This window comes from Streptomyces sp. Q6, assembly GCF_036967205.1.
Classification (GTDB): Bacteria; Actinomycetota; Actinomycetes; order Streptomycetales; family Streptomycetaceae; genus Streptomyces; species Streptomyces citrinus.
Map to the genome: position 1 here is coordinate 7573412 of NZ_CP146022.1, position 18534 is coordinate 7591945.

At 72.7% G+C, this 18534-nt stretch carries 13 protein-coding genes and 3 pseudogenes; 9 read left to right on the forward strand and 7 right to left on the reverse strand.

The features are described from left to right. Positions 1-13 precede the first annotated feature (13 nt). From mdlC to V2W30_RS34785, 3 genes and pseudogenes are all read left to right on the forward strand, one after another. A complete protein-coding gene (gene mdlC, locus V2W30_RS34775; RefSeq protein WP_338702571.1) occupies positions 14-1594 on the forward strand; it encodes a benzoylformate decarboxylase in 1581 nt (526 codons plus the stop codon). Between the two features lie 42 nt (positions 1595-1636). After that, a pseudogene (locus tag V2W30_RS34780) lies at positions 1637-3090 on the forward strand (benzaldehyde dehydrogenase). Positions 3091-3137: 47 nt separating this feature from the next. Beyond that, positions 3138-4373, forward strand: a complete 1236-nt coding sequence (locus tag V2W30_RS34785) for an aromatic acid/H+ symport family MFS transporter (RefSeq protein WP_338702572.1) — start codon at positions 3138-3140, stop codon at positions 4371-4373. Between the two features lie 61 nt (positions 4374-4434). Here the strand turns inward: V2W30_RS34785 and V2W30_RS34790 are convergent. After that, a pseudogene (locus tag V2W30_RS34790) lies at positions 4435-5520 on the reverse strand (FtsX-like permease family protein); the annotation flags it as partial. Here V2W30_RS34790 and V2W30_RS34795 point away from each other — a divergent pair. After that, complete coding sequence (locus tag V2W30_RS34795; RefSeq protein ID WP_338702573.1) at positions 5518-6132, forward strand: response regulator transcription factor; 615 nt, start codon at positions 5518-5520, stop codon at positions 6130-6132. The pseudogene V2W30_RS34790 and the gene V2W30_RS34795 overlap by 3 nt on opposite strands. 32 nt (positions 6133-6164) lie before the next feature. Here the strand turns inward: V2W30_RS34795 and V2W30_RS34800 are convergent, their stop codons facing one another. Further along, the gene (locus V2W30_RS34800) at positions 6165-7223 is read right to left on the reverse strand and encodes a LacI family DNA-binding transcriptional regulator (protein ID WP_338702574.1); all 1059 of its coding nucleotides are present in this window, start codon (positions 7221-7223) and stop codon (positions 6165-6167) included. A 159-nt stretch (positions 7224-7382) separates the two neighbouring features. Here V2W30_RS34800 and V2W30_RS34805 point away from each other — a divergent pair, with 159 nt between their 5' ends. From V2W30_RS34805 to V2W30_RS34825, 5 genes are all read left to right on the forward strand, one after another. Continuing rightward, positions 7383-9017 (forward strand): ABC transporter substrate-binding protein, encoded by a 1635-nt coding sequence (locus tag V2W30_RS34805; RefSeq protein ID WP_338702575.1) that lies wholly within the window; start codon positions 7383-7385, stop codon positions 9015-9017. Continuing rightward, positions 9014-9967 (forward strand): ABC transporter permease, encoded by a 954-nt coding sequence (locus tag V2W30_RS34810; protein ID WP_338702576.1) that lies wholly within the window; start codon positions 9014-9016, stop codon positions 9965-9967. The genes V2W30_RS34805 and V2W30_RS34810 overlap by 4 nt, the downstream gene beginning before the upstream one ends. Next, positions 9964-10830: an ABC transporter permease gene (locus tag V2W30_RS34815; RefSeq protein WP_338702577.1), complete on the forward strand. Its 867-nt coding sequence runs from the start codon at positions 9964-9966 to the stop codon at positions 10828-10830. The genes V2W30_RS34810 and V2W30_RS34815 overlap by 4 nt, the downstream gene beginning before the upstream one ends. A 53-nt stretch (positions 10831-10883) precedes the next feature. Further along, complete coding sequence (locus V2W30_RS34820; RefSeq protein ID WP_338703877.1) at positions 10884-11837, forward strand: ABC transporter ATP-binding protein; 954 nt, start codon at positions 10884-10886, stop codon at positions 11835-11837. Between the two features lie 68 nt (positions 11838-11905). After that, positions 11906-12670 carry an ABC transporter ATP-binding protein gene (locus V2W30_RS34825; RefSeq protein ID WP_338703878.1) on the forward strand — a complete coding sequence of 255 codons (765 nt, stop codon included), beginning with the start codon at positions 11906-11908 and terminating at the stop codon, positions 12668-12670. Between the two features lie 220 nt (positions 12671-12890). Here V2W30_RS34825 and V2W30_RS34830 read toward each other — a convergent pair. From V2W30_RS34830 to V2W30_RS34850, 5 genes and pseudogenes are all read right to left on the reverse strand, one after another. Next, positions 12891-15064 (reverse strand): annotated as a pseudogene (locus V2W30_RS34830) (hypothetical protein). Between the two features lie 89 nt (positions 15065-15153). Next, positions 15154-15675, reverse strand: coding sequence for a hypothetical protein (locus tag V2W30_RS34835; RefSeq protein ID WP_338702578.1), 522 nt, complete (start codon positions 15673-15675; stop codon positions 15154-15156). A gap of 141 nt (positions 15676-15816) precedes the next feature. Next, complete coding sequence (locus V2W30_RS34840) at positions 15817-16551, reverse strand: DUF4232 domain-containing protein (protein WP_338702579.1); 735 nt, start codon at positions 16549-16551, stop codon at positions 15817-15819. A gap of 235 nt (positions 16552-16786) precedes the next feature. Beyond that, on the reverse strand, positions 16787-17479 hold the full coding sequence (locus tag V2W30_RS34845) for a GntR family transcriptional regulator (protein ID WP_338702580.1): 693 nt from the start codon (positions 17477-17479) through the stop codon (positions 16787-16789). Positions 17480-17513: 34 nt separating this feature from the next. Further along, complete coding sequence (locus tag V2W30_RS34850) at positions 17514-18515, reverse strand: proline racemase family protein (RefSeq protein ID WP_338702581.1); 1002 nt, start codon at positions 18513-18515, stop codon at positions 17514-17516. Positions 18516-18534: the final 19 nt, after the last annotated feature.

Here is an 18534-nt window from a genome sequence, read left to right on the forward strand (position 1 = left end):
GAAAGGACCGTCCGTGCCCTCCGTACGCCGCATCTCCCACGAGTTCCTGGACCGTCAGGGACTCACCACCGTCTTCGGCAATCCCGGCTCCAACGAGCTGCCCTTCCTGGCCGAACTGCCGGAGTCCTTCCGCTATGTGCTGGGGCTCCACGAGGGCGCCGTCGTCGGCATGGCGGACGGCTACGCCCAGGCCACCGGCCGCCCCGTCCTCGTCAACCTCCACGCCGCCTCCGGCTCCGGCAACGCCATGGGCGCCCTGACCAACGCCGTGGCGTCGCGTACGCCCCTCGTCGTCGTCGCCGGCCAGCAGGTGCGGCCGGCGATCGGCCCCGAGGCCAACCTCGCCAGCGTCGACGCCCCCGCGCTGATGAAGCCGCTCGTCGGCTGGGCCGCCGAGCCCGCGTGCGCCCAGGACGTCCCGCGCGCCCTCGCCCAGGCCCTCTTCGAGGCCGAACTCCAGCGCCGCCCCACCTATCTCTCCGTCCCGTACGACGACTGGGCGGCCGAGGCCGGGGACAACAGCCTGCCGATCCTCGACCGCCGGGTGATCCGCGCGTCGGCACCCGGCGCAGCACAGGCGGACTGGCTGGTCGGTCAGGTGACCGGCGCCCGGCGGCCGCTGCTCGTCATCGGCGGGGACATCGACACGGCGGGTCTGTTCGACGACGCCGTCGAGCTCGCCGAGCGCCTCGACTGCCCGGTGTGGGCCGCGCCCTCGCAGTTCCGGCTCCCCTTCCCCAACCGGCACCCGCTGTTCCGCGGCGTGCTGCCGGCCGGCATCGCGCCGGTGACCGAGGCCTTCGAGGGCCACGACCTCGTGCTGGTCCTCGGCGCCCCGGTGTTCCGCTACCACGAGTACCTGCCCGGCCCGTACCTGCCGCAGGGCACACGGCTGATCCAGGTGACCGACGACGCCTCCGCCGCCGCCCGCGCGCCCATGGGCGAGGCCCTGGTCGCCCACCCCGGCGCGGTCATCGACCTCCTGGTCCAGGCGCTCGACCGCCCCGACCGCCCCGCCGCCCCCTACCGCGGCGACCCCGAGCCGCTCACCGCCGAGGGCCCCGCCCTCCACCCGGAACAGGTCTTCGCGGCGCTGCGCGACGAGATGCCGCGCGACACGGCCTACGTCGTCGAGTCGACGTCCACCAACGCCGCGTGGTGGCGCCAGATGGACCTGCGCCGCTCCGGCTCGTACTACTTCCCCGCCGCGGGCGGTCTCGGCTTCGGACTTCCCGGGGCCGTCGGCGTCGCCCTCGGACAGCCGGACCGCCCCGTCGTCGGCGTCATCGGCGACGGCTCCGCCAACTACGGCATCACCGCGCTGTGGACCGCGGCGCAGCAGCGACTCCCGGTCACCATCGTGCTGTTGCGCAACGGCACGTACGGCGCCCTGCGCTGGTTCGGCGGACTGCTCGGGGTACCCGACGCACCCGGCCTCGACATCCCGGGACTCGACTTCACCCGCATCGCCGAGGGGTACGGGGTCGCGGCCCAGCACGTCACCGGCACCGACGAACTGCGGGCCGCGCTCGCCGAGCGCCCCGCCCATCCCCGCCTCATCCAGGTCGACACCGCTCTGACCACCCCGTCCTGACCCTCCCCACGTCCCCCGCCCGCACCGACGAACGGACACACGATGACACTCCTGGACAGCGCCGTCTGGGGCAGCAGCTTCCACAGCGACGGCTGGCAGCGATCCACCGCCACCCACACCGTCCGCGAACCGGCCACGGGCGCCGAACTCGGCACCGTGGGCCTGGCCGACGCGGACGACGTCCGCCGCGCGGCGCGCCACGCCGCCGAGACACAGCGCGCCTGGGCCGCGACCTCCCGCAGCAGCGCGCGGCGGTCATGCGGCGCGCGGGCGAGCTGTTCACCCGGCACGCCGCCGAGATCGAGGACTGGCTGATACGCGAGGCCGGATCCACCCGCCCCAAGGCCGCCTTCGAGGCCGGGCTCGCCGTCGGCGAGGCCTTCGAATGCGCCTCCCTGCCCACCCACCCGCACGGCGAGGTGCTCACCTCCGAAGAGGCCCGCTGGTCACTGGCCCGGCGGCGCCCCGCGGGGGTCGTCAGCGTCATCGCGCCGTTCAACTTCCCGCTCATCCTCGGCCTGCGTTCGGTCGCGCCCGCGCTCGCCCTCGGCAACGCCGTCCTGCTCAAGCCGGACCCGCGCACGGCCGTCAGCGGCGGCGTCGTGATCATGCGGATCTTCGAGGAGGCCGGTCTGCCCGCCGGGGTGCTGCACCTGCTGCCGGGCGACGGCGCCGTGGGCCAGGCCCTGGTCGAGGCGCCCGAGGTACGGGTCATCTCCTTCACCGGCTCCACCCCCGTCGGCCGGGCCATCGGCGAGCAGGCCGGGCGGCTCCTCAAGCGGGCCCACCTCGAACTCGGCGGCAACAACGCCCTGGTGGTGCTGCCCGGCGCCGACGTCCAGAAGGCGGCCTCCGCGGGCGCGTTCGGCTCGTATCTGCACCAGGGGCAGATCTGTATGACCACCGGCCGCCACATCGTGCACGAGTCGCTCGTCGAGGAGTACGGCGCCGCACTGGCCGCCAAGGCGAAGGCGCTGCCCGTCGGTGACCCCGCCCGGCAGGACGTGGCCCTCGGCCCGATCATCGACCGCCGCCAGCTGGAGCGGATCCACTCCCTCGTCACCGACAGCGTCGCCGCGGGCGCGACGCTCGCCGCCGGCGGCGCGATCGACGGAGCCTGCTACCCGGCCACCGTCCTCACCGGAGTCACCGCGGACATGCCGGCCTGGCGCGAGGAGATCTTCGGCCCCGTCGCCCCCGTGATCGGCTTCTCGACCCTCGACGAGGCCGCGCGCATCGTCGACGACTGCGAGTACGGCCTGTCGGTCAGCATCCTCGGCGACGTCGGCACCGCGATGAAGCTCGCCGACAGCATCGAGTCCGGAAAGATCCACATCAACGAGCAGACGGTGGCCGACGAGCCCAACGCCCCCTTCGGCGGAGTGAAGGCGTCCGGCACCGGCTCCCGGTTCGGCGGCGCCACGGCCAACATCGAGGCGTTCACCGAGACCCAGTGGGTCACCGTCCGGCCGGACATCGCCGACTACCCCTTCTGATCCGCCCCGCTCCTTCGCCTCGTAGCCGCCCCAGGGGGTCGTTCACCGTGAACAACGCTGTCACGACGCAGGCGCCGGAAAGATCCGGCGTCGACACACGCAGCACCTGGACCGTCGTCCTGTGCTGGATCACCGTCCTGCTCGAGGGGTACGACCTCGTCGTCCTCGGCGCGATCATTCCCACCCTCCTCAAGACCCACCACCTCGGCATGACCACGGGTGATGCCACCACCATCGCGACCACGTCCATGGTCGGCGTGGCCATCGGCGCGGTCTGCGTCGGTCCGCTGGCCGACCGCCTCGGCCGCCGCCACCTGCTGATCGGCTCGGTGGTGGTGTTCTCCGTGTTCACGCTGCTGGTCCCGGAGGCGGGATCGGTCACCCTGTTCGCCGCACTGCGGTTCCTGGCCGGCCTCGGCCTCGGCGCCTGCATGCCGGTGTCCCTGACGATGATGGCCGAGAGCATGCCCGCCCACCGGCGGGCGCGCGCCTCGACGTTGACGATGACCGGCTACCACACCGGCGCGGTCATCACCTCGCTGCTGGCCCTCCAGGTCACCGACAACTGGCAGATCCTGTTCTACGCGCTGGGCGCCATCGGCCTCGTGGTCGCCGTGATCCAGTGGTTCCGGCTGCCGGAGTCGGCGGCGTTCGAGAAGGCGCGCAGCTCCGACGCCGAGCGGGTCCCGTTCACCGAACTGCTCAAGCCCGTGTACCTGCGGGCCGGCATCGGCATCTGGGTCGCGTCGTTCATGGGCCTGCTGCTGGTCTACGGACTCAACACCTGGCTGCCGAAGCTGATGAACGACGCGGGCTACCCGGTCCCGACCGCCGTCACACAGCTGCTCATCCTGAACATCGGCGGTGTCGTCGGACTCGTCATCGGCGGCTTCGTCGCGGACCGGCGCGGCATCAAGCTCACGGCCCTCGGCTGGTTCGCGGTGTCCGTCGTCATGCTGGCGCTGCTCAGCATCAAGATGGACAGCGACCTGCTGCTGAACTGCGTCGTGTTCCTGACCGGTGTGTTCGTCTTCTCCGCGCAGGTGCTCGTCTACGCCTACGTGACGAACTACTACCCGGCCTCCCTGCGCGGCACCGCCCTGGGCTCGGCGTCGGGCATCGGCCGCATGGGCTCCATCGTCGGCCCGACCATCACCGGCGCCCTGGTCGCCTCCGGCATCGGCCACCCGTGGGGCTTCTACTTCTTCGCGGCGGTCGCGGTCCTGGGCTTCGCGGCGGTACTGACCCTGCCGCGCACGAGCCCGGTCACCGAGGACGCGTGACGCCGGTCCGGGCGCGGGGACACGGAACGGGATCCGTGCCCCGCGCCCGGCCGTCTCCCGCTCACTCCTTCACGCCGGCCTGCTCCACGGCCCGGCGGCGCATCGCCCACGACGCGGGCGCTACGGAGAACAGGACGGCGAGCGTCGCGCACGCCGCGACCGTCGCCCCGATCTCCGTCCACGGCAGCTCCACCGGGCTCCCCACCGACTGGAGGCCGAGCGCGGCCCACATACCGGCCAGGTTCAGCCCGGCGACCAGCAGCCCGAGGACCGCACCGACCACGACGACCATCAGCGCCTCGGCGCCGACCATCCGCAGGACCTGCCGGTGGGTGGCCCCGGCGAGGCGGAGCACGGCCAGGTCGCGGACCCGGTCGGACGTCGCCATGACCATCGTGTTGGCCAGCGAGATCCCGGTGTAGAGCAGGGCGATGCCGAGGACCAGGAGGAGGCCGTACCGGGTGGTCCGGTTCGTCTCGGGGCAACTCGCCGCCACCCACTGGTCCTTGGTGAGCACCCGCCCGCCCGCGCCGCCCACCGCCCGGCGCAGATCCGCGGCCACCGCGGCGGCGTCGGCCCCGTGGGCGACCGAGACGTCCACGCGGTCCACGGGCGCCCGGCGCGCGTTGGCCGGGGTGATGTAGGCGCCGTTGTCGCCGGTGCCGACGGGCATGACGGCGGCGACGCGCAGCGACTTCCTCGTACCGTCGCCGAGCCACACCGCGACCCGGTGGCCCACGGTGTGCTGCGCCCACTCCTCGTTGACGATGATCGAGTCGTCGTCGAGGTCGGCGACCTTCCCCGCGGTCAGCGGCAGCCGCACCGTCCCGGCGAGCGGACCCGGACGCGCCGCGCGCGCCTCGGACCTGACCAGGGCGACGCCCTCCTCCAGGACGTACACGGCACCGGCCGACGTCGCCGACACCCGCGCCCCCTCGACCGCCTCCAGCCGCGCCACCGTCGCCGGGTCGAACCCGGCGTCACCGGCGGGGCGCACCACGAAGTCGGCCGTGGTCCGCTCCCGCGTTTCGGTCGCCGCGGCCGCGTTCAGGGTGGCCGTGGCCCCGAGCAGGGAGCCCGCGAGGGCCACCGTGACCAGGACGGGCGCCGCGATCGCGGACGTGCGGCGGATTCCGGCGGCCGCGTGCTGCTGCGCGAAGGGCTCATCGGCCTGCTCGGCCGCCTCGGGCACGAGGTGGTCGCCGCCGTCGGGGACGCCCCGGCGCTGATCGCCGCCACCGAGGAGCACGCGCCGGACATCGTCGTCACCGACGTACGGATGCCGCCCGGATTCCAGGACGAGGGGCTGCACGCGGCCGTCCGGCTGCGCGAGCAGCAGCCCGCGCTGCCGGTGCTCGTCCTGAGCCAGTACGTGCAGCGGACCTACGCGGCGGAGCTGCTCGACTCCGGGGACGGCACGGGCGTCGGCTATCTGCTCAAGGACCGGGTCGGTCAGGTCGAGGAGTTCGTGGACGCCCTGTGCGAGGTCGCCGACGGCGGCACCGTCGTCGACCCCGAGGTGGTGCGCCAACTGCTGCGCCGCCGCCGCGACCCGCTGGAGCGCCTCACCCCGCGCGAGCGCGAGGTCCTCGCCCTGATCGCGGAGGGCAGATCGAACGGGGCGATCGCCCGCGAACTGGTGGTGTCCGAGGCGGCCGTCGGCAAGCACATCAGCGGCATCCTCACCAAACTCGACCTGCCCCAGGCGGACGAGACGCACCGCCGCGTCCTCGCCGTCCTCGCCTACCTCAGGGCGTGAGACACCGCCGTCGGTGCCCGGGGGGAGCAGGTCTACGCAGGCGGCACGCTCGGGCGCAGTGAGGAGGCCCGTACCTGGAGGCGGGTCGGCACCAAGGTTCCGGCGGGCTCGGTCATGCCCTGTTCCAGGACGGCCACCATGCGCTCCACCCCGGCCTGCGCGACGGCCCGGGGCCGCAGACTCAGCGTCGTCACCGCGGGGGAGGTGTGCAGCGCCGTCACGTCCTCGCTCACGCAGACCAGGAGCAGATCGCCCGGTACGTCGAGACCGTGGCGGCGCAGCGCCTCCAGCACGAGCGGCGGGCTCGCCTCGGCCACCAGCACCAGCGCGTCGGGGAGCTCGCCTTGCGTGAGCATCTCCTCCAGGGCCCGCACGACCGGGCCGTTGCCCGCACCCTCGGCGCGCACGACGCGCTCCGCCAGGCCGCGCTCGGCGCACCAGGCGCGGTAGGCGGCGAGCGCGTCGCGGTTGAAGCGGGTGTCCGTCACGGGCGCCACCAGCGCGGGCCGCCCGGCGCCCTGCTCCGCGAGATGGTCGAGGATCTCCCGCAGCGCCGCTTCGGCGTCCACGTCCACCCAGTACGCGCCGGGCCGCCCGGCCACCGAGCGGTCGCTGAACACCGGGATGCCCGCCGCGAGCAGGTCGTCGACGATCCGGTCGTCGGCCACGGGATCGGCGACCACCACCGCGTCCAGCGGCAGCTCCACCCACTCGTTCTGGAGCGACCCCGCGGGGAGCAGCACCATCGCGTAGCCGCGCTCGATGGCGGTCGCCGCGGTGGCCCCGGTGAGCCGGGCGACGTACGGCGACTCCAGGAACGCCCAGGGCTCCCCGGCGTACTCCCCGACGACGTACCCGATCAACCGGGCCCGCCCCGCGCGCAGTTGACGTGCGGTGGCGTTCGGCCGGTAGCCCATGGCGCGCGCCGTCTCCCGCACTCGTTCGCGTACCGCTTCGGAGAGCCGTCCGGTGCCGGTGAGCGCCGCGGAGACGGTGGTCTTGGACAGGCCCGTCTCCCGGGCGACGTCCACGAGACGGACCCGCACCGGGGGCGGCGACGGCTGCCCGGGGCGCCGTGAAGGTTCGGTCATGGGGCTGATGCTGCCACCCTCGCGACCTCAGCAAAACCGTTCCCGCAAGGTCTTGTGCGGGAACGTTCCCGCATCAATACTTCGGTCCACCCCCCAGCGCCCCGTCCTCGCACCGGGAACCGCCCGTACCTCCGCCACACCCATCAAGGGGTGAAACGCATGCGCATGCCCAGAACCGCTCTGTGCCTCGCCGCCGTCACCGCGCTCGCCGCCACGAGCGCGTGCTCCGGCGCCACGGCCCGGAAATCCACCGGCCCGGCCTCCACCGACGCGGTCAAGGCGACCTCGTCACCGGCGAAGGGGCCGCTCGACTCCGTCACCTGGTCGCTGTACGCGGAGCCGTACACGCTCGACCACGCCCTCGCGTACGACTACCCGCCCAACACCGTCCTCGCCAACGTCTGCGAGCAACTGCTGCGCGTCACACCGGACTTGAGGATCGAGCCGGGGCTCGCCACCACGTACCGGCATCCCGATCCGAAGACGTACGTCTACACGCTGCGCCCCGGGGTGAGGTTCCACGACGGCACGACCATGACCGCGAACGACGCGGTCGCCTCGCTGAAGCGGCAGATGGAACCGGCGACCGGCTCCCCCTGGGGATCCGCCTTCAAGAACGTCAAGTCCATAGAGAAGAGCGGCGCGTTGGAGGTGACCGTCAAGCTCACCAAGCCCGACGTCCTGTTCAACGAACTCCTCGCCGCCTCACCCGGCACCGTCGAGTCCGCCGCCACCCTCGCCGCGGAGGGCAAGGACTACGGCACCCCCAAGGGCACGGTCAACTGCACCGGCCCCTACGCCCTCGACCGCTGGGACCAGGGCGACAGCATCACGCTGAAGAAGTTCGACGGCTACTGGGACAAGGCACTCACACCCAAGTCGGCGGCGGTCAGATTCACGTTCATCGAGGACGCGTCGGCGCGCGCCAACGCCTTCATGTCCGGCACGGCCGACGGCGGCTACATGGTGCCGTCCTCCTCGTACGCCCAACTGCGCTCCAGCGGCAAGGGGCAGGTCCTGTTCGGCCCGAACACGGCCGCGGCCGACCTGGCCGTGCTGAACTTCCACGGCCCGCTCGGCGACCTGAAGGTCCGCAGGGCGCTGTCGATGGCGCTCGACCGGAAGAACATCATCAAGGCCGCGGCCGGCGGCGTCGGCGACCCCGCCAAGGCCCCCGCCGCGCGCGGCGCCTGGGCCCTCGACCCGGAGCAGGGGCACAAGCTGTACGACGCCCTGCCCGAGCCCGCGTACGACATCGAGGCCGCGAAGAAGCTCGTCTCCCAGGCAGGAGCGACGGGCAAGCGGATCACCGTCGTCACCAGCCCGCTCGCGCCCGAGATCAGCGTCCTCGCCAACGCCGTACAGGCCGCCGGGCGCAAGATCGGCCTCGACGTGCGCCTCAAGGCCGTCTCCGCGGACGCCTACAGCGGCATCTTCGTCGACCCCGCCTCCCGCAAGGGCCTCGACCTGGTGATCACCAACGGGTACGACAACACCCCGGACCCGCTGGAGTTCTACCAGTACCTGCGCACCGGCGACTTCGGGAACTACGGCAACTGGTCGAACGCCGCCTACGACGCCGCCTTCGACCGGGCCAACGCCGAGCCCGACGTCGCCGAGCGCACCCGGCTCACCGCGGAACTCCAGAAGATCGCGGTACGTGAGCTGCCCATCATCCCCGTGTACGAGACCCCGTTCTCGGTGTTCCTCGGCAACCGCGTCACCGGCGCACCCACCGGCATCGCCCAGCTGTACTACCCGTGGGCCGCGACGATCGGGGCCGCGAAGCGATGACGCGCTACCTCGCCGGACGGCTCACGGGCCTCGCGGCGGTGCTCTTCGTGACGTCCGTGGTCGTGTTCGGCGCGATCCACCTCGCGCCGGGCGACCCCGTGACGTTCCTGCTCCACGGGCGCCCGGCGACCCCCGAAGCCGTGGCCGCCCTGCGGTCCCAGTACCACCTGGACGACGCGCTGCCCGTCCAGTACGGAAAGTGGCTCGGCGCCGTGCTGCACGGGGACTTCGGCCGCTCCGCCCAGTTCCACCAGGACATCTCCGGACTCATCGGCTCCCGCCTGCCGGGTACCGCGCTGCTCGTCGGGTACGCCGCCGTGCTCGTCGCCCTGGTCGGCACGGCGGCCGGTATCGCCGCCGCCCTGCGCCCGGGGCTGCTCGACCGGGCGGTCCTCGTCGGCACCGGCGTGGCGACGGCGACCCCGTCGTTCGTGATCGCGCTCGTCCTGGTGTCGGTGTTCTCGGTGCGGTTGGGCTGGTTCCCCGGACCGGGCGGCACCGCCGGCGGCTTCGCGGACCGCGTGTACCAGCTCACCCTCCCCGCGATGGCGCTCGCGCTGACCTTCGCGGGGCTGCTCGCCCGCGTGACCCGCTCGGCGATGCTCGACGAACTGGGCCGCGAGCACGTCGAGGTGGCCCGCGCCCGCGGTGTCGCGTACCGCGACGTGGTGCGCCGGCACGTCCTGCGCAACGCGCTCGGCCCCGTCGTCACCGTCGGCGGCACCCTGCTCGCGGGCTTGCTCATCAGCACCTCCATCGTCGAGACCGCCTTCGACGTGCCCGGCCTCGGCTCGCTGCTCGTGCAGTCGGTCACGGCCAAGGACTTCGCGGTCGTCCAGGCGATCACTCTCCTCAGCGTGACGGCCTTCGGCGTCGTGAACCTCGCCGTCGACCTGCTCGCGCCCCTCATCGACCCGCGTCTCACCCTGCGCGGGGAAGGCTCCTCATGACCACCACCTCTCTGGCGCCCCGGCGCGGATTCGGCCTGCGGCGCCTCCAACTCCTCGGCCAGGGCCCGATGTTCACCGCCTCGATCGTGGTGCTCGCCGTCCTCGTCCTGGTCGCCGTGCTCGCTCCGGTCCTCGCGCCGTACGACCCCGAGGCCGTCGACCTCGCCCACAGCCTGGTCGGCACCTCGGCCGACCATCCGCTCGGCACCGACCAGTCGGGGCGGGACATCCTGTCGCGCCTCATGTACGGCGCCCGCACCGGGCTGCTCGGGCCGCTGCTCGTCGTCGGCGTCTCCACGCTCCTCGGCATCCTGCTCGGGGTGGCCGCCGCATGGCGCGGCGGCCGGCTGGACGCGATCCTGTCCCGCTCGATGGACCTGGTCTTCGCGATCCCCGGCCTGCTGCTCGCGATCCTCGTGGTCTCCGTGGCCGGTTCCGGGATGACCGCGCCGGTGGCCGCGATGGCGGTCGCGTACACGCCGTACGTCGGCCGCCTCGTACGGAGCATCGCGCAGCAGGAGAAGGCCAGGCCGTACATCGAGTCCTACCGGGTCCAGGGCTGGTCCGCCCTGACCATCTCGCTGCGCCACCTGCTGCCCAACATCGTCCCGACGGTCTTCGCGCAGTCCGCGATGAACTTCGGCTACGCGCTGATGGACCTGGCGGCGCTCTCCTTCCTCGGCTTCGGCGTGCAGCCGCCGACCGCCGACTGGGGCGCCATGATCAACGACGGGCAGTCGGCCGTCCAACTCGGCGCGATGCTCCCGGCGTTGGCGCCCTCGGCGTGCATCGTCCTCGCCGTGGTGGCGTTCGGCATCGTCGGCGAGGGAATCGCCGACCGGATCGCGAGGCGGGAACGATGAGTGCGACGCGGACACAGCAGAACGAACCGAGTGACCGTCGACCAGTGCTCGAGATGACGGACGTGAGCGTCCGGCTCGGCGACGGGACGGGCGCGGCCCGCCCGATCCTGGACGGCGTGAGCCTGCGGGTGCTGCCGGGGGAGACCGTGGGACTCGTCGGCGAGTCGGGATCCGGCAAATCGGTGGCCTGCCGCAGCGTCCTCGGACTGCTCCCCGGCGGCGCGCGGGCGAGCGGCCGCATCCGGGTCTCGGGCCGCGACGTCCTCACCATGAGCCCCGCCGACCTCGCCGCACTGCGCACCCGCGAGGTGGCGATGGTCTTCCAGGACCCGCGCGCCTCCGTCAACCCGCTGCGCCGCGTCGGCGACTTCCTCACCGAAGGACTCCGCGCCGGCGGCACCCCGCCCGCCGAGGCCATGGCCCGCGCCGAGGAACTCCTCACCGCCGTCGGCATCCGCGACCCGCGCGGAGCGCTGCGCCGCCACCCGCACCAGTTCTCCGGCGGCATGCTGCAACGCGTCGTCATCGCCGCCGCGCTCGCCGCCGAACCCGCGCTGCTCCTCGCCGACGAACCGACCACCGCCCTCGACGTCACCACGCAGGCGGAGATCATCGCGATCCTCACCCGGCTGCGGGCGGAGCGCGGCACCGGGCTGCTCTTCGTCACCCACGACCTCGAACTCGCCGCCGCGATCTGCGACCGGGTCTACGTGATGTACGCGGGCCGCATCGTCGAGACCCGCTCCACCGACGAACTGTTCGACCGGCCCCGCCACCCGTACACGGCGGGCCTGCTCGCCTGCACCCCGCGCATCGAACCCGACGCGCCGCCGCCCCGACCCATCCCCGGACGCCCCGTGTCGCTGGCCGAGGCGCCGCCGGGCTGCGCGTTCGCGGACCGCTGCGCCCACGCCGTAGCGCGCTGCACCCAGGAGGCGCCCGTGCTCGCCCGGCACGGCGACGGCCTCGCCGCCTGCCACCGGGCCGACGAAGGGATCGCCCTGTGACCACGAGGAACACAGGAACCACGACGGCCACGACCACCGACGGGGCCACCGCCGCCACGACAGGGCTTGTGGTGGAGGACCTGAGCAAGCGGTTCGGCGACCACCTGGCCGTCGACGGCGTCTCGTTCACCCTGGCCCCCGGCACCTCGCTCGCCCTCGTCGGCGAGTCCGGCAGCGGCAAGACGACCACGGCCCGCATGGTCGTGGGCCTGGAGCGGCCGAGCGCGGGAACGGTACGGCTCGACGGCAGGGACCGTGCGACGCGCCACCGCGGTCGGGCCGAACGGCTGGCCCGCGCCCGCGAGATCCAGATGGTGTTCCAGGACCCGTATCTCTCGCTCGACCCCCGCGTGACGGTGGGCGCGTGCGTGGAGGAGGGCCTGAGACTCCACACCGACCTGGACGCGGCCGCCCGCCGGGAGCGGGTCGCCGAACTCCTCGACCAGGTCGGCCTCGGCGAACGCGAGGCGGCGGCGCCGCCCCGACGGCTCTCCGGCGGCCAGCGCCAGCGCGTGGCCATCGCCCGCGCCCTGTCCGTCGAGCCACGCGTGCTCGTCCTCGACGAGGCGGTCGCCGCGCTCGACGTGTCCATCCAGGCGCAGATCCTCGCGCTGCTCGCCACGATCCGCCGCGACGCGGGTATCGGCTACCTCTTCGTCACGCACGATCTCGCGGTGGTCCGGCACATCGCCGACGAGGTGCTGGTCCTCAAGTCGGGCCGGGTCGTCGAGTCCGGCCCGACCGACCGGGTCCTCGACGCCCCGCGACACCCCTACACGCGCCTGCTCCTGGACTCCGTACCGCGCAGGGGATGGACGCCGGGCAGCGGGTGAGCGCGGACGACAGAGCCCCAGGCGTCACAACGCCCGGGGCTCGATGTCGGCGGTGAGGAGAGCGAAGAGGCTGTTTCTACAGGAAAGGTATGAGAAGGAAGCCTCTTCATGGCCTCACCGGCCGTCGCCGAGGAAAGCGAAAGGGCTGGTGGCAAACCCCCGATGAGGGTGGGTGGAGAAGGAAGCCCCTTCATGGCCTCGACACGCTGGACGCTACCAGTCACTCAGGGATCACGTCGCGCAGATTTTCCGGCGTGAGAATCCGCGACGCGGGATGCAGCCCGTCCGGGCGCTGCATCCCCACGAACGTGACCGGCCCGTGCGGAACGCTCGTGCCGTCCCACACGGTCACGTCCACGTCGGCCGACAGGCCGAGCAGCCAGCGCACGGTCAGCTGCTCGCGCTCGACGATGCCGCGCGCCAGCTCCTCCACCGTCACCCGGGTCTCCTCGACACGGTTCGCCGCCGGCATGCCCTTGAGATACAGGTGCAGCCAGTGCGCACGCCACCGGCCGTCCTCGCCCCGCCGGAACACCAGCGGCAGCGCCACCCGGCCGGGGCCCCGCAGATCCGACTTCATCCGCACGGTCCGCGGTTCGAACGGCCGCCCCCGCTGCTCGCCCTCCCGCAGCATGAACCCGAAGAACGACTCCTCCACGTCCATGAAGCCCTCCCCGGCGAACAGCAGCACCTGCGGCACGACGAAGCTGCCGCGTACCGCCCCGAGCCGCAGGTCGATGAACTCCGAGGCGCCTTCGGGCGCTTCGACGATGTCCCCGGAGTGCCGGCCCTCCACCGCCGTCAGCTGGGTGTACGAGAGCCAGGTGACCTGCTGGTACTCCTCGTCCAGGATCAGCGCGGACAGGTCGTAGTCGGTGGTCAGGCTCTTCTGCTTCCAGTACACGAAGAACCGCAGCAGCTCGCCCTCGACCGGCGACACCGAACCGCGCGGCAGCACCCCGAGCCCGGACGAGACCGCCTTGCCGCTGAGCGGCAGCGCGACATCGAGCATGTCCGGGTCCACGAGCACCGGACCGGCGACCGGCAGCCGACGCGTGATCTCCGCGTCGAGCAGCGCGACCAGCCGCTCCTTGACGGAACCGGGCAGCGCGGGACGGGCGTCCTCGGCGACCCAGGCGCGCCCGCGCCGGTTGATGAACACCCGGCGCGCACCGGCCTGTTCGAGCCGGTCGCCCCGGTTCAGCAGATGCTGGCGTACCGAGAGCAGCACCCGCCCCGCCGTCCTGGGGCGGCCTCCTCGACGGCGGCGAGCACGGCCGCCCGCTCCTCGTCCGTACGGGCCGTGCGCGCCAGCCGGTCCACGGACCGCAGCAGCACACCCGGCGCCGACGCCAGCAGCCCGATCGCGCCGGCCAGGTCGCCCCGGCCCAGCAGCTCCTCCGTACGGCTCGCGAAGGACCGTACGCGCTGCTCGCCGCGCGCCACCGCGAAGACCTGCGCGGCGTGCGGCCATCGCGGGTACTCGTGCGGGTGCAGCCGCTCACCGAGCCGCTTCCACGCCTCCCCGTGCACGGCCACGTCGGCGAGCTTCGCGGGCGCCGCGGCGACCACCGCGTCCAGACCCGCGAGCAGCGCCCGACGCGTGGGCCGCGACAGCTTCACGAACCGGGTGGGTTCGAGGAGGGACACGTCGCCGTCCACCAGCGCGCACGCGAGACGCAGCACATCGGTGACGGTGTCCAGGAGCAGCCCCGAACCCGCGCGCAGCCGCGCCTTGTTGATCACCGCACGGTTCTCCCGTACGGGGATCTCCTCGGGCTGCGGGCCGTCCACGCAATGCTCCGCCAGCGCGTCGAGGTCACGGAGGTGGTCCTCGCCCAGCGGCGTGCGGCTGCCCGCGAGCTTCAGGTACAGCTCGCCGACCTCGTCGGCCGCGTCCCGGCCGAGGTGCAGGACCGTCACCCGGTCACCGGCCGCCGCGATCAACTCGTCGTGGTGGCCCAGCATTTCGGTGTACGTGTGCGGATAGCGCCCGTACGAAGGCAGCGTCAGGAGATTCACCACACCGATGCTCAGCTGCTTGAGCGTGCCTTCACGGGCGTCGTCGTCGGCCAGCGCCTCACGGACGCACCGCATCCAGAAGTCCATGGTGTCCGGCACGTTCGCCGGGAAGTCGATGAAGTACGCGTTGTGCCGCACGTGGTCACCGACCAGCTCGCGCACGCAGGCCAGCGTCCGCACGGCGACATCGACCACCGCGCCGTCCGACAGCCCGGCCAGCCGCTCCAGGAGCGGCGCCGACAGCTTGAAGCCCACGGACATCAGCGCGGCATCGAACTGGCGCGCGGCGACGGCCCCGTCACCGGCCGCCCCTGCGGGGGCGGGGAGACGGCGCGCATGCCGGACGACCAGATGTTCGAGAGGGTGAACCATGCCGGAATGGTGGCAGAGCGGTACGCGCGGACGCACGTGGGTTTCCGGCGCGAGGCGGCGTACCCGCGGCCGCTCCCCACCTCGCGGGTTCAGCTGTGGGGATGGTGCCGGGAGCCCCAGAAGTCGGAGCGCGCGGCGCGGACACGGGCGGCCTGCCGTTCGGGGGCGCGGGCACGGGTGAGCGCGGCGAGCAGGGTGTCCGGGTCGGCGAGCCGTCCGTACCCGTCCGGCACGGTGCGCCACAACAGGCCGTGCTGCTGCGCGCCGACGATGGCGTCGGCCGCGGGGGAGGGGACGGCGAACAGCGCGCCCTGGGTGAGGATCGCCGTGTCCGGGGCGTCAGGCCAGTCGTCCATGCCGCCGGGGTGGACCAGGAGGTGGAAGACGGGGCGTTTGACGTGCTCCTCCAGGACCGGAATCCCCTCGGCCTCCTCGCCCAGCTCCAGCAGCAGGGTCAGGCCCAACGGCTGCGGCACGCTCAGCACGTCGAAACGGATCCCCACCGGGATCTCGGCTATCAGGGTCTGTTCCCACTGCTCCTGGACATGCCCCGGTCTGGAGTGACAGTGGGCCAGCCATTGAGCCCCAGGGCAGATCAGCGAGGCTGTCACCTGTAGGGCCTTCCATCATTCCGCGCCGGCAGGACAACGTTCCAGGTGGCCGGCTCCGCTCGGCTGGAGCGGGGTCGGCCACCTGCGGCAAGTTTGGCATATGCACTTCACGCTGTGCGCGCCCGCGCACCTGTGGTGAGGTCAGTCGGACATCGGGCGCAGGGCGAGGCCCTCGGTTCCCGCCCAGTAGCCGACACGCGCGCCGTCGCTGACGACGGCCGGCTCACCGAGGACGGCGGGGAAGTCGTGGTTCGTGTCGGTGCCCTCACCGGAGATCAGTCGGACGATGAAGGTGTCGGTCGACCCCTCGTCGTGCGGGCCCTTGGCGGTGCGCAGACCGGCCCAGGCGGCGTCGCCCGGCGACAAGACCAGGGCCTCGTCGTCGGCGGTGCTCTCGTCGGGCCGCACGCTCCCGGTGGCACCGGCCTTGTCGTCGAGCCACACCTGCGGGTACTCGTTGATCACACACTTGTGGTCGGAGCGGTTGGTGAGGGACAGGGCGTAGAAGGTGTTCTTGCTGCCGTCGGCGGGAGTGCGGGGCTCGGCGGAGAGCGCCGACAGGTCTTCGGGGCCGCAGTCCGGGTAGGACGTGCCGTTGCCACCACCGGTCTCGCCGCTGTCGCCGCTCGCGCCGGTCCTCCCGGCGCCCTTGGAGCTGTCGTCGGTCCCGGTCCCGGTGTCCGCCGAACTCGCGGACGCCTTGGCGGACGGGCTCGACGGGGACGGTGTGCCGGAGGCCGACACGGCCGCGTCCGCCTTGTCACCCGACTGGCACGCGGTGATGCCCAGGAGAGCCGTGACCACGGCCGCCCCGGCGAGCACGGTGTGCGCCGTCCGGCCTCTGCCCGAGCGCGTCCTGGCGGTGCTGCTGTTCATGTTCCGCTCCTGATCCCCCGTGGCCGGTCACGGTGACCGGCCCGAAATGTGGATGGTGGAGTCATTCTGCTCATCTTGATCAGCGAACTCACCCAGGACGAGATGTTGTTACCGGTCCCGGACGAGCCCGTTGCCCTACAGCGGAGATCGGGCCGTTTCCGCACCTCAGCAGGTATGTCCCGGATCGTGCGTCACATCGCCCGGACGGCGGTGTACGTGGCCCGGCCGGTGTGGTTCAGCGCGCCCACATGCCCCGTACGTGGCCGAGGTGACGCGTCATCACCTCGCGCACCCGCCGCTCGTCGCGGGCCAGCAGCGCGTCGAGGATCTCGTGGTGCTCCCGCGCGGAGGCCTCCAGACGGCCCTGCTCGACCAGCGCCGTCAGACCGTAGAGGCGCGAGCGCTTGCGCAGGTCGTGCACGACCTCGACGAGGTGCGCGTTGCCGGCGAGGGCCAGCAGGCCCAGGTGGAAGCGGATGTCGGCGTCGACGTAGGCGATGAGATCGCCCGCCACCGCGGCGTCGACGATCTCCCCGGCCACGTCGCGCAGCTTCTCCAGGTCGTCGGGGGCCGCCGTCGCGGCGAGGGCGGCCGTCGTCGGGATCTCGACGAGCGACCTGATGTGGGTGTACTCGTCCAGCTGCTGCTCGGAGACGGCCGTGACCCGGAACCCCTTGTTGGGGACGGCTTCGACCAGTCCCTCCTTCACGAGATCGAGCATCGCCTCGCGCACCGGCGTCGCCGAGACGCCGAAGCGCGCGGCGAGCGACGGCGCCGAGTGGATCTCGCCGGGCTTCAGCTCACCGGCGACGAGCGCGGCGCGCAGGGCGTTCGCCACGCGCGCGCGGTAGTGGGGCCGGGGCCCGGCGAGGCTGGGCAGCGCGGGCCCGGGGCTCGCCGGAACGGCCTCCTTGCGCTGAACGGCCATGCGAGGCTCCTCTCCTGGGGATGTCACTGAGGACTCAGAGGATGAACCCGGCCGGGAACGGGTCCGTCGGGTCCAGCAGGTACTGGGCGGTGCCGGTGATCCAGGCGCGTCCCGTGACGGTCGGTACGACGGCCGGGCGCCCGGCGACCTCGGTGGCCTCGACGAGGCGGCCCGTGAAGGACGTACCGATGAACGACTCGTTCACGAAGTCCCGGTGCAGCGGCAGTTCGCCGCGGGCGTGCAGCTGCGCCATGCGCGCGGACGTGCCGGTGCCGCACGGCGAGCGGTCGAACCAGCCCGGGTGGATGGCCATCGCGTGCCGCGACCGCGTGGCGTCGGAGCCGGGGGCGGCGAGATAGACGTGGTGGACGCCGTGGATCGAGGGGTTCTCCGGGTGGACCGGGGCGTCCTCGGCGTTGATCGCGTCCATGAGGGCCAGCCCGGCGGCGAGCAGGTCGTCCTTGCGTTCACGCTCGAAGGGCAGCCCGAACTGCTCCAGCGGCAAAATCGCGTAGAAGTTGCCGCCGAAGGCCAGGTCGTAGGTGACCGTGCGGCCGTCCGCGAGGGTCGCCTTGCGGTCGAGGCCGACCGCGAACGACGGCACGTTGCGCAGGGTGACGGCCCTGGCGGCGCCGTCCTCGACCGCGACCTCGGCGACGACGAGTCCGGCCGGGGTGTCCAGGCGGATGGTGGTGACCGGCTCGACTACCGGCACCATCCCCGTCTCCACGAGGACGGTCGCGACCCCGATCGTGCCGTGGCCGCACATCGGCAGATAGCCGGAGACCTCGATGTAGACGACTCCGTAGTCGCAGTCGGGGCGGGTGGGCGGCTGGAGGATCGCCCCGCTCATGGCAGGGTGCCCGCGCGGCTCGTCCATCAGGAAGTGCCGTACGTCGTCGCGGTGTTCACGGAACCACAGGCGGCGTTCGTCCATGGTGGCGCCCGGGATGGTCCCGAGGCCGCCGGTGATCACACGCGTGGGCATGCCTTCGGTGTGCGAGTCCACGGCGTGCAGGACGAGCTTGCTGCGCATGAGCGGGGTCTCCTCTCCG